The following is a 16,369-nucleotide window of genomic DNA, read 5'->3' on the forward strand; positions in this document are numbered from 1 at the left end:
CAGGGCCGCATGCACCCGGTCCCAGGTGCCGTCAGCGGCGAAGCGGCGATGCCGCTTCCACACCGTCTGCCATGGCCCGAACTCCGCCGGCAGATCCCGCCACGGTGTCCCTGTCCGGTACCGCCAGATGATCCCCTCCACCGTGCGCCGGTGATCGGCGAACGGCCGGCCGCCCTTTCCCGACGCCGCCGGCATCAACGGCTCCACCAGGGCCCAGGCCCCATCCGACAGCGACACCATCCGAGACACCCCGTCAGCCTGCCGCTCCCGAGCGTCGACGGTTAGGAGACACGCCCTAGCCCGGCCGCTCGGTGCGCCGCACCACCGCGCCCAGATCCGTCAGCTGGTCGACGAAGTCGGGGTAACCGCGGTCGACGTGGTGCACGTCCTGCACCTCGGTGACGCCGTCGGAGCACAGGCCGGCCAGCACCAGCCCGGCGCCGGCGCGGATGTCGGTCGCGAGCACCGGGGCGCTGGAGAACCGCTCGCGCCCGCGGACGACCGCGTGGTGCCCGTCGATGCGGACGTCGGCGCCCAGCCGCACCAGCTCGTTGACGAACATGAACCGGCCCTCGAACACGTTCTCGGTGATCAGGGCCGTGCCGGTGGAGACGGCGGCCAGCGCCACCGCCATCGGCTGCAGATCGGTGGGGAACCCCGGGAACGGCAGGGTGACGACGTCGACGCAACGCGGCCGTCCCTCCATCGCCACCCGGATGCCGTCGGGCAGCGCTTCGACGACGGCCCCGGCGTCGGTCAGCTTGTCCAGGGCGACGGTGAGGTGCTCGGCGACGCCGCGCTCGATGACGACGTCGCCGCGGGTCATCACCGCGCCGATCGCCCAGGTTCCGGCGACGATGCGGTCGGGCACCGTCGTGCACTCGACCGGCCGCAGCGACTGGACGCCCTCGACGGTGATCGTGGAGGTGCCGGCGCCGTCGATGCGCGCCCCCATCTCACCGAGCATCCGGCAGAGGTCGACGATCTCGGGTTCGCGGGCGGCGTTGTCGACCACGGTCGTGCCGGTGGCGAGCACCGCCGCCATGACCAGGTTCTCCGTGGCGCCGACCGAGGGGAAGTCCAGCCAGATCGAGGTGCCGGTCAGCCGCGGGGCGGTCGCCACCAGGAAGCCGTGCTCGCTCACGATGGTCGCGCCGAGGCGTTCCAGGCCGGAGATGTGCATGTCCAGCCCGCGGGAGCCGATGGCGTCGCCACCCGGCAACGCCACCCGGGCGCTGCCGCAGCGCGCGACGAGCGGGCCCAGGACGCTGATCGATGCGCGCATCCGGCGGACCAGGTCGTAGTCGGTCTCGGTCGAGGGGGCGTCCGGGACGTCGATGGTCAGCCGGCCACCGCCCCCGCTGCCGGGGGTGCGCTCGTAGGAGACGGCGCAGCCCAGCCGGCGCAGCACCTCGCTCATGATCGCCACGTCGAGGATGTCGGGGACCTCGTCGATGGTCGAGCGCCCGGGCGCGAGCAGCGTCGCCGCCATGAGCTTCAGCGCGCTGTTCTTGGCGCCGGTGACCCGCACCCGGCCCGCGAGCCTCGCTCCCCCGGTCACCTCGAAGCACTCCACCGGACCACCCTACGGTGGTTCCACTGCCGGGTCCCGCCGCGCCCGGTGACGTGCTGGAACGGCCCCGCTGCAGGGGCCCGCCGCGAGCGTGCGAGCGGTGACGTGCTGGAACGGCCCTCCTGCAGGGGCCCGCTCCGAGCACCCGGTGACGGGCTGGAACGGCCGCGCTGCAGGGGCCCGCCGCGAGCGTGCGAGCGGTGGGGGGCAGCGGGGTCCTTTCACTAGGCTGCGGGCATGACCGTCCGGCTCACGCGCATCTACACGAAGACCGGCGACGCCGGTCAGACCCACCTCGGCGACATGAGCCGGGTGGCCAAGACCGATCCCCGGCTGGTCGCCTACGCCGACGTGGACGAGGCCAACAGCGCGATCGGGGTGGCGATCGCGCTCGGCTCCCCCGAGCCGGCGCTGGTGGAGCTCCTCCGCAGCATCCAGAACGACCTGTTCGACGTGGGGGCCGACCTCTGCACGCCGATCGTCGCGGAGCCGCAGTACCCGCCGCTGCGGGTCACGGCGGCGTACACCGAACGGCTCGAGGCGGCGTGCGACACCTACAACGAGACGCTGCCGAAGCTCGACAGCTTCATCCTCCCCGGGGGCACCCCGCTGGCCGCGCTGCTGCACCAGGTGCGGGTGGTCGTGCGCCGGGCGGAGCGCAGCGTCTGGGGCCTGCTGGAGAGCGACGGCGAGCGCACCAACCCCGAGACGGCGCGCTACCTGAACCGGCTCTCGGACCTGGTGTTCATCCTGGGCCGGGTGGCCAACCCCGACGGCGACATCCTCTGGGAGCCCGGCGCGCACAGCGGCGTGCACGCCCAGCGCGCGGCCGCAGCCCCGCAGGAGTAGGCAGCCCCCTCCAGGGCCCGGCCGAGCGCGAGGAGGGAAGAGGGGTCCGTCGTCAGCTGCCCGGCGGGGCCGACTCCAGCCAGGACAGGAAGCCGGTCACCGTCGAGCGGTCCATCGCCAGCTCGCGCCGTCCCTGCGCGGTGCTGCACTGGAGCACGTGGACGTCGGCCGGAAGGGCCAGGTCGTCGCGGTGCGCCGGCCGCTGGGCGAGCACCCGGAAACCGGCCCGGGTGAGCCGCTGCTGCGGCCGGACCGACAGCGAGAGCGCCCGGTACCAGAGCAGGGCGTCACCGCCGTACCAGGCGACGCCCACCGACCAGCGGGGCGTGCCCTCAGGGCGCAGCCACATCGTCACCGCGCCGAGCCCCGACAGCAGGAAGCGGCGGCGCAGCAGGAAGACCACGATGACGAGCAGCAGCAGGACGCCGATCAGCACCCACAGGGCGGTGGTCATCCCGCGCGCTCGCCGGCCGGGTCAGGCGCTCGCGCCGGCCGCCCTCAACCGCGACTGGGCGCGGCGTGCGGCGGCGACCGCCTCCGGGTCGTCGCCCTCGCTCTCGGCGCGGCGCAGGGCCTCGCGAGCGCGCTCGACGTCGATCTCCGAGGAGATCTCCGCCGTCTCGGCGAGGATCGAGACGCCCCGCTCGGTGACGGAGAGGAAACCACCGTGGGCGGCGAAGACCATGTCCTCGCCGGACTCGGTGTGGATGGTCACGACGCCGCCGTCGGCCAGCTGACCCAGCAGCGGCGTGTGCCCGGGCAGCACACCGAGCTCGCCCTCCGTGGTGCGGGCGATGACGCTCGTGGCCTCGCCGGACCAGATCTTGCGCTCGACGGCCACCAACTCGACCTGCAGGGTCGCCACGACACTCCTCGGGATCCACGCGGACGGGCCTTCACTGTATCCACGGGGCCGATCGCCCCGATCCACCGGGGCCGCCGACCCCGCCCTGAGCACAACCCCTCGACCCGGCCGAGGTGGAGAACGGCAGGGTTCCTGCGTCAGTCGGCGCGGCGGTACAGCAGCGTCCAGCGCCCGACGCGCACCCACGGGTGGCGGACGCAGGTGGACGACGCCCAGCGCTCGGTGTCGAAGTCCGCGGTGCGCACGTCCACGGGTGCGAAAGGCGGCCAGGTCCAGTCGAGCGCCGCACGGCTCGCCGGCCGCGGTACCGCGCTGTCCCGTTCCACGTCGCCCCTCGTGCCGGCACCCGTCTCCCGGGTGCGCCTGCGGGGATGGTCGGCAGGCCCGCGCCCCTCCCGCAGACCCGGCGGCCGGATCTCACCCCATCGGGCGACCGGATCGCCCCGCGAACGCCGAAGGCCGGGCCCCCTCTCGGAGACCCGGCCGACGGAACGTGCTGGAACGGCCCCCTCCAGGGCCCCGCACCTCGCGAAGCGTGGTGCGGGGAGGAGGGGGTCCTTCTACTTCTTGAGCTTCGAGGCGTTCTTCTCGAGGTCCTCGAGGCCACCGCACATGAAGAAGGCCTGCTCCGGGACGTTGTCGTACTCGCCCTCGGTGATCGCCTTGAAGGCCTGCAGGGTCTCCGAGAGCGGGACGAACGAGCCCGGCTGGCCGGTGAAGGCCTCGGCCACGAACATGTTCTGCGACAGGAACCGCTCGACGCGACGGGCCCGGTTCACGGTGACCTTGTCCTCTTCGGACAGCTCGTCGATACCGAGGATCGCGATGATGTCCTGCAGCTCCTGGTAACGCTGCAGCACCTGCTTCACGCGCTGGGCGATGTCGTAGTGCTCCTGGCCCACGTACTGCGGGTCGAGGATCCGGCTGGTGGAGTCCAGCGGGTCCACGGCCGGGTAGATGCCCTTCTCCGAGATCGGCCGCGAGAGCACGGTCGTCGCGTCGAGGTGGGCGAACGTGGTGTGCGGCGCCGGGTCGGTGATGTCGTCGGCGGGCACGTAGATCGCCTGCAGCGAGGTGATCGAGCGGCCACGGGTCGAGGTGATCCGCTCCTGCAGCTCGCCCATCTCGTCGGCCAGGGTCGGCTGGTAGCCCACGGCCGACGGCATGCGGCCCAGCAGCGTCGAGACCTCGGACCCGGCCTGGGTGAACCGGAAGATGTTGTCGATGAAGAGCAGCACGTCCTGGTTCTGCTCGTCGCGGAAGTACTCGGCCATCGTCAGCGCCGAGAGGGCGACGCGCAGGCGGGTGCCCGGCGGCTCGTCCATCTGGCCGAACACGAGCGCGGTGGACTCGATGACGCCGGACTCGGTCATCTCGGTGATGAGGTCGTTGCCCTCGCGGGTGCGCTCACCCACGCCGGCGAACACCGACACACCGCCGAACTCCTGGGCGACGCGGCGGATCATCTCCTGGATCAGCACGGTCTTGCCGACGCCGGCACCGCCGAACAGACCGATCTTCCCGCCGGCCACGTACGGGGTCAGCAGGTCGATGACCTTGATGCCGGTCTCGAGCATCTCGGTGCGGCCCTCGAGCTGGTCGAACCGCGGCGCGTGCCGGTGGATCGACCAGCGCAGCGCATCCTCGGCGTAGCCGGGCTGATCCAGGCACTCGCCCAGCGCGTTGAACACGTGCCCGGTCACCACGTCACCGACCGGCACCATGATCGGGTTACCGGTGTCGGTGACCTCGGCGCCGCGGACGAGGCCGTCGGTCGGCGCCATCGAGATGGTGCGCACGACGTTCTCACCCAGGTGCTGGGCCACCTCGAGGGTGAGGGTCTTCCCGAGGTCGGCCAGCGTGACATCGACCTTCAGGGCGTTGAACAGGTCGGGCATCGCGTCGCGCGGGAACTCGACGTCGACGACCGGCCCGGTGACCCGCACGACGCGGCCGGAGCCGGTGGTCTGCGAGGTGGTCGGACGGTCCTCGGTGACGGTCATCTGTACTGCACTCCTGCCCTGGGGCTCGGTGGTCTGCTGTTCGGTGGATCAGTCGTTCGAGCCGGCCGAGACCAGCGCGTCGGCACCACCGACGATCTCGCTGATCTCCTGCGTGATCTCCGCCTGGCGGGCCTGGTTGGCCTGCCGGGAGAGATTCTTCGCCAGCTCCTCGGCGTTGTCGGAGGCCGACTTCATCGCCCGTCGGCGCGAGGCCGACTCGGAGGCGGCCGCCTCGAGCATCGCCGCGTAGATGCGCGTGGTGATGTACTTCGGCAGCAACGCGTCGAGCAGCCCCTCTGCCGAGGGCTCGAACTCGTAGGCCGTCGGCAGCTCGTCGGCGGTGGCGTTCTCCCGCTCCCGGTCCTCCCGCTCGTAGTCGAACTCCTCGACCTCCTCGACCTCCAGCGGAGCCATCCGCTTGGCGACCGGGACCTGCGAGAGCAGCGACCGGAACTCGGTGTAGACGATGTGCAGCTCGTCGACGCCGAGGATGCCGTCGGCACCCGCACCGCCGTCCTCGTCATCCAGGCCGGCGGTGAAGGCGGCGATCAGCTGCTCGCCCACGGCCTGCGCGTCGGAGTAGTTCGGCTGCTCGGAGAACCCGGTGAAGGTCTCGGCCATCTCGCGATTGCGGAAGGAGTAGTAGGTCTCCCCCTTCCGGCCGACCACGTAGAGCACCGGCTCCTTGCCCTCCTGCCGCAGCAGGGAGAGCAGCTCCTCGGTCCGCCGCAGCACGTTGACGTTGTACGAGCCGGCGAAGCCGCGGTCGGAGGTGATCACCAGGACGGCCGCCCGGCGCGGGTTCTCCGGCTCGGTCAGCAGCGGGTGGTCCAGCGACGCCGAGGACGCCAGCGCCGACAGGACGCGGGTGATCTCCCGGGCGTAGGGCTTGGACGCCTCCACCCGGGCCTGGGCGCGCACGATGCGGGCACCGGCGATCAGCTCCTGGGCCGAGAAGATCTTCTTCGTCGACTGGGTGGAGCGGATGCGGCGCCGCAGCGCGCGGAGAGAGGCTGCCATCGCGTCAGGCCTTCTTCTTGACCTGGACGCGCTCCTGACCCCGCTCCGAGGCGTCCATGGCCTCGGCCTCGGGCTCGTTCACCCTGAGCGACTCGCCCTCACCGGTGGTGAACTGGCCGTAGAAGGCGTCGACCGCCTGCTCCAGGTTCCGCACCGTGTCGTCCTCGAGCTTCTTCGACGTCCGGATGGTGTCGAAGACGCCGTCGTTGTTGCGGGACACGAAGTCGAGGAACTCCGACTCGAAGCGCCGCACGTCGCTCACCGGGACGACGTCGAGCTTGCCGGTGGTGCCCAGCCACAGCGAGACGACCTCGCGCTCCACCGAGTACGGCGAGTACTGGCCCTGCTTCAGCAGCTCGACCAGGCGCTGGCCGCGCTCCAGGGTCGCGCGGCTGGAGGCGTCCAGGTCCGAGGAGAACGAGGCGAAGGCCTCGAGCTCGCGGTACTGGGCCAGGTCCAGGCGCAGGCGGCCGGCGACCGACTTCATCGCCTTGATCTGAGCCGAACCACCCACGCGCGACACCGAGATGCCGACGTTGATGGCGGGGCGGACACCGGAGTTGAACAGACCCGTCTCGAGGAAGATCTGCCCGTCGGTGATCGAGATGACGTTGGTCGGGATGTAGGCCGACACGTCGTTGCCCTTGGTCTCGATGAGCGGCAGCCCGGTCATCGACCCGGCGCCGAGCTCGTCGGAGAGCTTCGCGCAGCGCTCCAGCAGGCGGGAGTGGAGGTAGAAGACGTCGCCCGGGTAGGCCTCGCGGCCCGGCGGGCGGCGCAGCAGCAGCGAGACGGCGCGGTAGGCCTCGGCCTGCTTGGACAGGTCGTCGAACACGATGAGGACGTGCTTGCCCTCGTACATCCAGTGCTGGCCGATGGCCGAGCCGGTGTAGGGGGCGATGTACTTGAAGCCGGCGGCCTCGGAGGCCGGGGCGGCGACGATCGTCGTGTACTCCATCGCGCCGGCGTCCTCGAGGGCGGACCGGATGGCGGCGATCGTCGAGCCCTTCTGGCCGACGGCGACGTAGATGCAGCGCACCTGCTGCGACGGGTCGCCGGTCGCCCAGGCCTGCTTCTGGTTGATGATCGTGTCGATCGCGATCGCCGTCTTGCCGGTCTGGCGGTCGCCGATGATCAGCTGGCGCTGGCCGCGGCCGATCGGCGTCATGGCGTCGATGGCCTTGATGCCGGTCTGCATCGGCTCGTGCACCGACTGGCGCTGCACCACGGTGGGGGCCTGCAGCTCCAGGGCGCGCCGGCCGGTGGTGGTGATGGGGCCGGCACCGTCGATCGCGTTGCCCAGCGGGTCCACGACGCGGCCGAGGTAGCCGTCGCCGACGGGGACCGAGAGCACCTCGCCGGTGCGGCGGACCTGCTGGCCCTCCTCGATGCCGGAGAAGTCACCCAGGATGACGACACCGACCTCGCGGACGTCCAGGTTCAGCGCCAGACCGCGGACGCCGCTCTCGAACTCGAGCAGCTCGTTGGTCATGACCGAGGGCAGGCCCTCGACCCGGGCGATGCCGTCGCCGGCCTCGGTGACGATCCCGACCTCTTCGCGGGACACGTCAGGCGAGTACTCGGTGACGTAGTTCTGGATGGCACTGCGGATCTCTTCTGCGGAGATCGTCAGCTCGGCCATGGCTCTGAGTCCTCTTCCCTGCGGGGTCGTGATCTGTGGTGGTGGGCGGTCAGCCGGCGAGCTGCCGTCGGGCGGCTTCCAGCCGATGGGCGATGCTGCCGTCGATGACCTCGTCGCCCACCTGCACGAGGAGGCCGCCGAGCACCGTCGGGTCGACGGTCACCTGCAACCCGATGGTCCGCCCGTAGAGGCGACCCAGCACGTCGGTCAGCCGCCGTTCCTGGGCCGGGGTCAAGGGGGCCGCCGTCGTCACGCGGGCCACGGACCGGCCGCGGCGGCGGCTGGCGACGTCCGAGAGCCGCTCGACCGCGACCCCCGCCGTGCCGGCGTGCGAGGTGGTGAGCACGTTGCGCAGCAGGAGCTCGGTCACCGGGCTGACCCGGCCGGACAGCAGCTGGTCGAGCAGCGCCGCCTTGCCCGCGGCCGGGGCCTTGCGGTCGCTGAGGATGCGGGACAGCTCCCGGTCACCCTCGATGATCCGGCCGAAGCGGAACAGCTCGTCCTCGACGCCGTCCAGCTCGCCGCGGGCACCCGCCGCGTCGAGAGCCGCCTCGGTGGCCAGGGTCGTCGCGGCCTCGATGAGGTCGAACGGCCGCGACCAGCGCTGCCGGACGCTGAACTCGACGACGTCGAGCGCGACCGGGGACAGACGGCTGCCGAACAGCCGCTGCGCCAGCGCCGCCCGCTCCTCGGGCTTGCCCGAGGGGTCGGTGAGCGCCCGGCGCAGCGAGGGCTGGGCATCCAGCAGCCGCGCCACCGCGAACAGCTCCTCGGCCAGCGCGAGCTGGTCCTCGGCGGCGGTGGCGCGGGCCTGGCCGGTCAGCCGGTCCTTGGCCTTCCCGAGGAACCCCGAGGGGTCACGGGTCAGCGCGTCCAGCCGCTCCCGGGCGGCGAGCAGCGCCGCGCGGCTCGAGGCGTCCATCAGCGGGTGCCTCCGGAGACGGTGCTGCCGCTCCGGCCGTCGGGGGTACCGGCGGCCAGCTCGTCGAGCTGGTCGAGGAAGCGGTCCACCGTGCCCTGCCGGCGCGCCTCGTCGGCGAGGGACTCCCCGACGACTCGCCCGGCGAGCTCGACGGCGAGGCCACCGACCTGCCCGCGCAGCTCGTTGATCACCTGCTGGCGGGCAGCAGCGATCTGCTCCTCGCCGCGGGCGACGATCCGCGCCGACTCCTCCTGCGCCTGGACCCGCAGCTCCTCGAGGATCTGCTGGCCCTCGGCCCGGGCCTGGTCGCGGATCTGCGCGGCCTCGTTGCGGGCCTCGGCCAGCTGTGCGCGGTACTGCTCGAGCGCCGCCTTCGCCTCGGCCTGCATGGCCTCGGCGCGCTCGATGCCGCCCTCGATGGTGCGCTGGCGCTCGGCCAGCATGGCCTCGAGCCGCGGCACCACGAAGCGCTTGTACAGGAAGTACAGGATGGCGAAGGAGATGATGCCGACGATCAGCTCACCCGGGTGCGGGATGACCGGGTAGGCGTCCTCCCAGAAGCCGCCTTCACCGCTCTCGGCGGCCAGGACATCGGCCGCGTTGTCGATCGCGCCCATCACGTGTTCTCCTTCCGGTCCTCGGTCAGCTGAAGACGAAGGCCAGGGCGATGCCGAAGATGGCGAGCTGCTCGCAGAGCACGAAGCCCAGGATGGCGATGGTCTGCAGCACACCGCGGACCTCGGGCTGACGGGCGACGCCGGCCACGTAGGCAGCGAAGATCAGGCCGATGCCCACGCCCGGCCCGATGGCCGACAGGCCGTAGCCGATGATCGCAAGGTTGCCTTCCATTGGGTGTGTCCGTTCCTCTCAGTCGGTCTGTGCTGCCGGGTGGCGCACATGGGTGGTGCAACTCGGGGGCGGTGACTCCGCGGACGTCAGTGGTCGTCCGCGTAGACCTCTGCGATGTACACAGAGGCCAGCAGGATGAAGACGTAGGCCTGCAGGAATGCGATCAGGATCTCGAACGCGCTGAAGAGGAAGAACATGAAGAAGGCCGGGATGGACACCAGCTTCAGGAGCCCGTCGCCGTTCAGCAGCAGGAACTCCCCGCCCACCGCGAACAGCAGGAGCAGGATGTGGCCGGCGAACATGTTGCCGAAGAGCCGCAGCGCAAGCGTCACCGGGCGGGTGATCAGGAACGTCACCAGCTCCAGGATGAACACGACCGGCACGACCCAGAAGGGCAGCCCGCTCGGCACCAGATTCTTGAGGAAGCCCCCCAGCCCGCGACGGCGGACGCCGGCGACCAGGTAGACCACGTAGACCCCGAGCGCGAACGCGATGGGGAAGCTGATCCGGCTCGTGGTGGGGAACTGGACGACCGGGATGATGGCCATCAGGTTGTTCAGCAGGATGAGCGTGAACAGGGTGAACAGCAGCGGGACGTAGGGCCGGAAGTGGTCCGAGCCGATGATGTCCCGGCCGATCGAGTTGCGGACGAGGCCGTACACGCCCTCGAGCCGGTACTGCCCGCGCCCCGGGACCACCGAGAGGCGGCGCGTGGCGAGCATCATGACGACCGCGAGGCCGATGGTCACCAGCACCATCACGATCATCGAACGCGTGATGGCGAAGGCGCCGTCGCCGACGAGCGGCTGCCAGAAATCCGGCGCACTCGGCGGTACGAACTCCTCGGCGGCCGAGACCACGGTCGTCACTACTCAGCCTCCGTCACGAACTTCTGGGTGGTTTCGTACTGCGGCCCGGAGGGCTGCCCTCCGCATCTGCGGCGTGGCACGCCTCACGGGCCGTGGTGAGCGTAGCGGACCCAGATCGCGGAGATCGAAGCGGCCATCCCCAGGACGAGGGCCACGGGCAGCACCCACACCTGGTCGAGCGCCTCGCTGAGCCACCACGCGGGCAGCCCGAAGACCAGCACGCCGGACAGCAGCATGCCCAGCGCGTCCCACGCCTCGCGCAGGTGGGCACCCGCGACCATCTGGTGGTGGACCGGCGCCGGCCGCTCGGTCCCGCCGGGCTCGGTCAACGCGCCGCCCCGGACGCCGCCCCCGGCTCGTCGTAGATGTAGGTCTTCACCCGGGTGAAGGCGACGACCTCGCCGATGGTCCCGGCCAGCGACACGACGATCGCGGTGACGGCGAACGCGATCGGTGAGAGCCACTCCGCGTTGCGGAACAGCACGAGGAAGACCCCGAGCAGCATCACCTTGAAGAAGTAGCCGACGAGAGCGCCCATGAAGACCACGCGCGGGTCGAGGCCGGCCATCCGGCGCAGGAGCACCAGGGTGGAGACGGTGCTCACCAGGACGACGGCGATGGCGAGGGCGCTGCCCGCGGCACCGAGCGCGCCGTCGACCGCCAGGAAGACGGCGAACGCGACGACCCCGACGACGGCCGCGGGGACCAGCCCACCGCGGAGCATGGCGGCGTAGGGATCGGGTCTCGTGGCCGGTTCACCTTGCGAAAGCACGCCTCACGGTACCTGGAGGGACCCCGCCGCCCTACCGGGTACGGGGCCGCGTCCGCACTCAGAGCGGGACCCGCTCCGCCCCGGCGGCCGGGGGCGCCGGCTCCTGGCTGCCGGCGCGGTGCGCCCGCGCCGTGGGGTGGTCGGCCCGGCTGCGCCGGCGCTGCGCCTCCAGCTCCGCGGCGCGGGCCTCCCGGGCGGCCCGGCGGGCCCGCGGGCTGAGCACCACGACCACGCCGACGACCAGCAGGACCGCGACGGCCACGACGAGCTCGACCCGGCCTCCGGTGATCGACATCCCGACCGCGCCGAACGAGAGCAGCGCGGCCCAGAAGTACATGACCAGCACCGCGCGCTTGTGCGAGTGGCCGATGGACAGCAGCCGGTGGTGCAGGTGCATCTTGTCCGGTGAGAAGGGCGACTGCCCCTTCCGCGTGCGCCGGACCACCGCCAGCAGCAGGTCGATGAAGGGGATGAAGAGGATCGCGATCGGCACGAGCAGCGGCAGGGTCAGCGGCAGCAGGCTGGCCGCCGAGTCGAAGGTCTGCGCGTCCACCCCCCCGGTGGCGGTCACCGCCGCGGCCGAGAGCATGAGCCCGACGAGCATCGAGCCCGAGTCGCCCATGAAGATCCGCGCCGGACTGAAATTGTGCGGCAGGAATCCCAGGCAGGCCCCGGCGAGCACCGCGGTGATCAGCGCCGGGGCGCTGGCGGTCTCCACGTAGCCGGTCAGCCCCAGGTGGAAGCTGTACGCGAAGAAGGCCAGGGCGGCGATCGCCGAGACGCCCGCGGCCAGGCCGTCGAGGCCGTCGATGAAGTTCAGCGCGTTGACCGCGAACACGGTCAGCAGGATGGTCAGCGGCACGCCGACGTCCGGGCCGAGGATCAGCGTGCCGATGTCGGCGAACGGCAGGAACAGGAACGCCAACTGGACGCCGAGCAGCACCATGACGCCGGCCGCGGCGATCTGCCCGGTGAGTTTCGTCAGTGCGTCCAGGCCCCACTTGTCGTCGAGCACCCCCAGCAGGCAGATGAGCCCACCGGCGACGAGGACCGCGTAGACCTGGGTGTCGTCGAACGTCCGCTGCAGCGCGGGTAGCCGGGAGGCCACCAGGACCGCGGCCACCACGCCGAGGTACATGGCCACGCCCCCACCCCGCGGGGTGGGGATGACGTGCACGTCCCGCTCGCGAGGGGCGGCCATCATCCGCAGCCGGATCGCCATCATCCGCACCACCGGCGTGGCCAGGAAGGTGACCAGCGCCGCGGTGAGCAGGACGACGACGTACTCGCGCACGGGCTCAGGTGGTCCGCGCCGGCTCGGGGTGCGCGGTCGGTCGGGTCGGGTGGGGGTAGGCAGGGTGGGCGCCGACGAGCTCGCGGACGCCCGCGGCGACCTCGGCGGTGCGGCTGCCGTCGGCGTCGCGAATGGCGGCACCGATCAGGGAGGCGATCGACTTCATCTCCGGCTCCGTCATGCCCTGGGTGGTGACGGCGGGGCTGCCGACCCGGATGCCGGAGGCCACGGAGGCCGGCTGCGGGTCGAACGGGATCGCGTTCTTGTTGAGCACGATGCCTGCGGCGTCGCACCGCTTCTCGGCGTCGGCACCGGTCACGCCCGTCCCCCGCAGGTCGAGCAGGGCCAGGTGGGTGTCCGTGCCGCCGGCGACCGGCCGGAGCCCCTCGGCGGCCAGCCCCTCGGTCAGCGCCTGCGCGTTGGCGACCACCTGGCGGGCGTAGGCCTGGTACCCGGGGTGCAGGCACTCCTTGAAGTTCACCGCCTTGGCGGCGACGGCGTGCATGAGCGGGCCGCCCTGCATCATCGGGAAGGCGGCCTTGTCGATCGCCGTGGCGTGCTCGGCCCGGCAGACGATGGCGCCACCGCGCGGGCCGCGCAGCACCTTGTGCGTGGTGAAGGTGACGACGTCGGCGTGGGGCACCGGGCTGGGGATCGCCTTCCCGGCGACGAGGCCGATGAAGTGCGCGGCGTCGACCATGAAGATCGCGCCGACCTCGTCGGCGATCTGCCGGAAGGCGGCGAAGTCGATGAGCCGCGGGATGGCCGAGCCGCCGGCGACGATCAGCTTCGGGCGGTGCTCGCGGGCCAGGTCGCGCACCTGGTCGTAGTCGATGTGCTCGGTGCGCGGGTCGACGCCGTACTGCACGGCGCGGAACCACTTGCCGCTGAAGCTGACCTTCGTGCCGTGCGTCAGGTGGCCGCCGTGCGGCAGCGCCATGCCCAGGAAGGTGTCCCCCGGCGAGAGGAACGCACCGTACGCGGCCAGGTTGGCGTTCGCCCCGGAGTGCGGCTGCAGGTTGGCGTGCTCGGCGCCGAAGAGCTCCTTGGCCCGTTCGATGCCGATCTCCTCGGCGCGGTCGACGACCTCGCAGCCGCCGTAGTACCGCCGTCCCGGGTAGCCCTCGGCGTACTTGTTGGACAGCGTGCTGCCCAGCGCCGCCAGGACGGCGGGGCTGGTGAAGTTCTCGCTGGCGATCAGCTGCAGCCCGCCGCGGAGGCGCTCCAGCTCTCCGGTGACCACACCGGCGATGTCGGGATCGACGGCGGCGAGGGCCTCGAAGTCCGGTCCCCAGTAGGGGGTGCTCATCTCAGGCGCACTCCAGACGAGTCGGATGCGGACCGCGACGCCCGGGCGCGGCAGCGGCTGGTCCACGGTATCCCCCTCGGGGGCGCAGACGAGGGAGCGCACCGGCCACGGTGGACGCGAGGCCCTGTCCCGGGCGTGCGAGCGGTGGGGCGGACGGGTCGTCCTGGGGGCCTCCTCAGTCGCTGAGCTCGGGGACGACCTCGCGCAGCCGCTCGACCGGCACGGCACCGACCCGCAGCACCCGGGGTGCCGGACCGGTGCAGTCGACGATCGTGCTCGCCCCCGAGCTGGTGCGCGGCCCGCCGTCGAGCACGACGGCGGCGTGCAGACCGAGCTGCTGCACGGCCTGCTCCGCGGTGGTCGCCGCCGGCCGCCCGGAGCGGTTGGCGCTGGACACCGCGAGCGGCCCGGTGCGCCGCAGCAGATCGCGGGTGAGCCCGTCGTCGGGGAGCCGGACGGCCACCGTGCCCTGGGCGTCACCCAGGTCCCACGCCAGCGACGGGGCGTGCTCGACGACGAGGGTGAGACCGCCGGGCCAGAACTCCTGGGCGAGCCGCGTGGCGACCGCGGGGGTCTGCAGCACCAGCCCGGCCAGCGTGGAGGCCTCGCCGACGAGCACCGGGACCGGCATCGCCCGGCCGCGGTTCTTGGCCTCCAGCAGCCGGCGCACCGCCGCGGGCGAGAAGGCATCGGCGGCCACGCCGTACACGGTGTCGGTCGGGAGCAGCACCAGCTCGCCCCGCCCGATCGCCGCCGCCGCGGCGTCCAGGCCGGCGGCGCGCGCCTCGGGGTCGGAGCAGTCGTAGAAGTCGGACACGAATGCCGAGTCTGTCATCGAGGTGGGTGCGCGCGACGCGCCGGCGTCAGCCGCCGTCCTCGTCGTCCCCCTCGTCCTCCTCGTCGTCCCTCTGCTGCTCGGCCTCCTTCTGCTGCGCCTCCCGCTCCTTCTGCTCCTCCTCCCGCCTCTTCTCCTCGTCCTTCCTCTTCTCCTCCCGCTCCTCCGACTCCTCGTCCTCGCCGCCGCCCTGGTCGACGGGGGCAGGCACCGCCACGGGCGGCACCGCGTAGGACAGCCGCACCAGGTCCCCGGGGGCCAGCGTCCCCACCGGCTCCACCGCCGTCACCGCACCGGCCGGCACGTCCGCGACCTCGACCGGCACGACCTCCACCCGGAGCCCGCGGCCGATCAGGTCCGCCTGCACGTCCCGCACGGGGCGGCCGAGGTGGTCCGCGGCCACCACGTCGATGCCCGCGGGTGCCGTCCCCGTCGGTGCGGTCCCGCCGGAGGGGCGGTCCGACCCGCCCGGCAGGAGGAACACCGCCAGCACCACCGCGAGCAGGACGGCGGCCATGCCCGCGAGCACGGGGACGAGTCCCCGTGCTCGCGGGCGCCGGCGACCGGACGGGGACGCCGCCACAGCAGGCAGGGGCCTGGTGCCCGGACCGGGGACGGGGAGCACCGCGGTGGCCCCCGGCCTCCCCGGCGCGGTGGGCATCCCCGCGGCCGAACGCGCGGCGGCCTCGTGGAGAGCGTGCCCGTCGGGGAAGCGGGCCGCCGGGTCCTTCGCCATGGCCCGCACCACCAGCGCCCGCACCTCGGGCGGGACGGACGCCGGCAGGGGCACCGGCTCGTCGCGGATGTGCATGACGGCGATCTGGACGGGGCTCTCGGCCTCGAACGGACGCCGCCCCGTGAGGCACTCGTAGGCGACCGCGCCGAGCGCGTAGACGTCGCTGGCCGGGGTCGCCTGCCCGCCCGCCGCCTGCTCGGGCGAGAAGTAGTGCGCCGTGCCGATGATCTGGCCGGTGCCGGTCACCGCGGCGCTGGCCGCGGACCGCGCGATGCCGAAGTCGGTGAGCTTCACCGTCCCCTGCGGCGTGACCAGCAGGTTCGCGGGCTTGATGTCACGGTGCACGACCCCGGCGGCGTGCGCGGCGGCGAGCCCGGCGGCCGCCTGCCGGACGACGTCGACGACTCGCGCCGGCGTCAGGCGCCGCTCCCGTGCGAGCACGTCCGCGAGGGACTCCCCCTCGACGAGCTCCATCACCAGGTAGGCCAGCGGCGCGGCACCGGGCCCGGCCGGCACCTCGCCGTAGTCGAAGACCGCGACGATGTGCGGGTGCGTGAGGAGGGCGGCGTGCTGCGCCTCCGCCCGGAAGCGGGTGCGGAACACCGCGTCCGCCGCGAACTGGTCGCGCAGCACCTTGACCGCGACCGGCCGGTCGAGGAGCGTGTCGTGCCCCCGCCAGACCTGGCCCATCCCTCCGCCGGCGATCAACGACGTCAGCCGGTAGCGGTTCGCCAGCACCTCGGCCGGTGGCCCCATCGCGCTCGCCCCCTGTCGTCCGTTCCCCCGTGCCACCGCACCCCTGCGGGTAATCGGCAGATCCTCGGAAAGCAC

18 protein-coding genes are annotated in these 16,369 nt (G+C 72.4%); 1 reads left to right on the top strand and 17 read right to left on the bottom strand.

What is annotated here, in order from left to right; translation table 11 throughout:
- The coding region (locus BMW62_RS00005; RefSeq protein ID WP_244523744.1) for a transposase at nt 1-249 on the bottom strand (249 nt) is incomplete at its 3' end.
- Between the two features lie 46 nt (nt 250-295).
- Nucleotides 296-1,576, bottom strand: coding sequence for a UDP-N-acetylglucosamine 1-carboxyvinyltransferase (gene murA, locus BMW62_RS00010; RefSeq protein WP_091928801.1), 1,281 nt, complete (start codon nt 1,574-1,576; stop codon nt 296-298).
- A 234-nt stretch (nt 1,577-1,810) separates the two neighbouring features.
- Here murA and BMW62_RS00015 point away from each other — a divergent pair, with 234 nt between their 5' ends.
- Nucleotides 1,811-2,422, top strand: coding sequence for a cob(I)yrinic acid a,c-diamide adenosyltransferase (locus tag BMW62_RS00015; protein ID WP_091928802.1), 612 nt, complete (start codon nt 1,811-1,813; stop codon nt 2,420-2,422).
- A gap of 52 nt (nt 2,423-2,474) precedes the next feature.
- Here BMW62_RS00015 and BMW62_RS00020 read toward each other — a convergent pair whose 3' ends face one another.
- The 15 genes from BMW62_RS00020 to BMW62_RS00095 all read right to left on the bottom strand — a co-directional run bounded on the left by BMW62_RS00020 (nt 2,475) and on the right by BMW62_RS00095 (nt 16,294).
- Nucleotides 2,475-2,876, bottom strand: a complete 402-nt coding sequence (locus BMW62_RS00020; RefSeq protein ID WP_091928803.1) for a DUF2550 domain-containing protein — start codon at nt 2,874-2,876, stop codon at nt 2,475-2,477.
- A 21-nt stretch (nt 2,877-2,897) separates the two neighbouring features.
- Nucleotides 2,898-3,287, bottom strand: a complete 390-nt coding sequence (locus BMW62_RS00025; protein WP_091928804.1) for a F0F1 ATP synthase subunit epsilon — start codon at nt 3,285-3,287, stop codon at nt 2,898-2,900.
- A 560-nt stretch (nt 3,288-3,847) separates the two neighbouring features.
- Nucleotides 3,848-5,290 carry a F0F1 ATP synthase subunit beta gene (gene atpD / locus BMW62_RS00035; RefSeq protein ID WP_091928806.1) on the bottom strand — a complete coding sequence of 481 codons (1,443 nt, stop codon included), beginning with the start codon at nt 5,288-5,290 and terminating at the stop codon, nt 3,848-3,850.
- 48 nt (nt 5,291-5,338) lie between these two features.
- A complete protein-coding gene (locus BMW62_RS00040; protein WP_091928807.1) occupies nt 5,339-6,310 on the bottom strand; it encodes a F0F1 ATP synthase subunit gamma in 972 nt (323 codons plus the stop codon).
- Between the two features lie 4 nt (nt 6,311-6,314).
- Nucleotides 6,315-7,952 carry a F0F1 ATP synthase subunit alpha gene (atpA, locus tag BMW62_RS00045; protein WP_091928808.1) on the bottom strand — a complete coding sequence of 546 codons (1,638 nt, stop codon included), beginning with the start codon at nt 7,950-7,952 and terminating at the stop codon, nt 6,315-6,317.
- Between the two features lie 49 nt (nt 7,953-8,001).
- Nucleotides 8,002-8,874 carry a F0F1 ATP synthase subunit delta gene (locus BMW62_RS00050; protein ID WP_091928809.1) on the bottom strand — a complete coding sequence of 291 codons (873 nt, stop codon included), beginning with the start codon at nt 8,872-8,874 and terminating at the stop codon, nt 8,002-8,004.
- On the bottom strand, nt 8,874-9,491 hold the full coding sequence (locus BMW62_RS00055) for a F0F1 ATP synthase subunit B (RefSeq protein ID WP_091929129.1): 618 nt from the start codon (nt 9,489-9,491) through the stop codon (nt 8,874-8,876). The genes BMW62_RS00050 and BMW62_RS00055 overlap by 1 nt, the downstream gene beginning before the upstream one ends.
- Before the next feature lie 25 nt (nt 9,492-9,516).
- On the bottom strand, nt 9,517-9,723 hold the full coding sequence (locus BMW62_RS00060; RefSeq protein WP_091928810.1) for an ATP synthase F0 subunit C: 207 nt from the start codon (nt 9,721-9,723) through the stop codon (nt 9,517-9,519).
- An 86-nt stretch (nt 9,724-9,809) separates the two neighbouring features.
- Entirely contained in the window at nt 9,810-10,592 is a 783-nt protein-coding gene (atpB, locus tag BMW62_RS00065; protein WP_211434908.1) for a F0F1 ATP synthase subunit A, read from the bottom strand.
- Nucleotides 10,593-10,675: 83 nt separating this feature from the next.
- Nucleotides 10,676-10,921, bottom strand: a complete 246-nt coding sequence (locus BMW62_RS00070) for a hypothetical protein (RefSeq protein WP_091928811.1) — start codon at nt 10,919-10,921, stop codon at nt 10,676-10,678.
- The gene (locus BMW62_RS00075) at nt 10,918-11,364 is read right to left on the bottom strand and encodes a hypothetical protein (RefSeq protein ID WP_139206146.1); all 447 of its coding nucleotides are present in this window, start codon (nt 11,362-11,364) and stop codon (nt 10,918-10,920) included. The genes BMW62_RS00070 and BMW62_RS00075 overlap by 4 nt, the downstream gene beginning before the upstream one ends.
- Nucleotides 11,365-11,422: 58 nt before the next feature.
- A complete protein-coding gene (locus BMW62_RS00080; protein ID WP_091928813.1) occupies nt 11,423-12,658 on the bottom strand; it encodes a glycosyltransferase family 4 protein in 1,236 nt (411 codons plus the stop codon).
- A gap of 4 nt (nt 12,659-12,662) precedes the next feature.
- Nucleotides 12,663-13,967, bottom strand: a complete 1,305-nt coding sequence (gene glyA, locus BMW62_RS00085; protein ID WP_091929131.1) for a serine hydroxymethyltransferase — start codon at nt 13,965-13,967, stop codon at nt 12,663-12,665.
- Between the two features lie 175 nt (nt 13,968-14,142).
- Nucleotides 14,143-14,784, bottom strand: coding sequence for an L-threonylcarbamoyladenylate synthase (locus BMW62_RS00090; RefSeq protein WP_211434909.1), 642 nt, complete (start codon nt 14,782-14,784; stop codon nt 14,143-14,145).
- 46 nt (nt 14,785-14,830) lie between these two features.
- Nucleotides 14,831-16,294, bottom strand: a complete 1,464-nt coding sequence (locus BMW62_RS00095) for a protein kinase domain-containing protein (protein ID WP_091928815.1) — start codon at nt 16,292-16,294, stop codon at nt 14,831-14,833.
- Nucleotides 16,295-16,369 lie beyond the last annotated feature (75 nt).

The organism is Blastococcus sp. DSM 46786 (assembly GCF_900109665.1).
Taxonomy (GTDB): domain Bacteria; phylum Actinomycetota; class Actinomycetes; order Mycobacteriales; family Geodermatophilaceae; genus Blastococcus; species Blastococcus carthaginiensis.

What these genes read in the sequence shown, in the direction of transcription:
- BMW62_RS00020 (WP_091928803.1), bottom strand. Translation starts at nt 2,876, where the DNA reads ATGACCACCGCCCTGTGGGTGCTGATCGGCGTCCTGCTGCTGCTCGTC.
- BMW62_RS00040 (WP_091928807.1), bottom strand. Translation starts at nt 6,310, where the DNA reads ATGGCAGCCTCTCTCCGCGCGCTGCGGCGCCGCATCCGCTCCACCCAG.
- atpD (WP_091928806.1), bottom strand. Translation starts at nt 5,290, where the DNA reads ATGACCGTCACCGAGGACCGTCCGACCACCTCGCAGACCACCGGCTCC.
- BMW62_RS00095 (WP_091928815.1), bottom strand. Translation starts at nt 16,294, where the DNA reads ATGGGGCCACCGGCCGAGGTGCTGGCGAACCGCTACCGGCTGACGTCG.
- BMW62_RS00050 (WP_091928809.1), bottom strand. Translation starts at nt 8,874, where the DNA reads ATGGACGCCTCGAGCCGCGCGGCGCTGCTCGCCGCCCGGGAGCGGCTG.
- BMW62_RS00055 (WP_091929129.1), bottom strand. Translation starts at nt 9,491, where the DNA reads ATGGGCGCGATCGACAACGCGGCCGATGTCCTGGCCGCCGAGAGCGGT.
- BMW62_RS00060 (WP_091928810.1), bottom strand. Translation starts at nt 9,723, where the DNA reads ATGGAAGGCAACCTTGCGATCATCGGCTACGGCCTGTCGGCCATCGGG.
- glyA (WP_091929131.1), bottom strand. Translation starts at nt 13,967, where the DNA reads ATGAGCACCCCCTACTGGGGACCGGACTTCGAGGCCCTCGCCGCCGTC.
- atpA (WP_091928808.1), bottom strand. Translation starts at nt 7,952, where the DNA reads ATGGCCGAGCTGACGATCTCCGCAGAAGAGATCCGCAGTGCCATCCAG.
- BMW62_RS00015 (WP_091928802.1), top strand. Translation starts at nt 1,811, where the DNA reads ATGACCGTCCGGCTCACGCGCATCTACACGAAGACCGGCGACGCCGGT.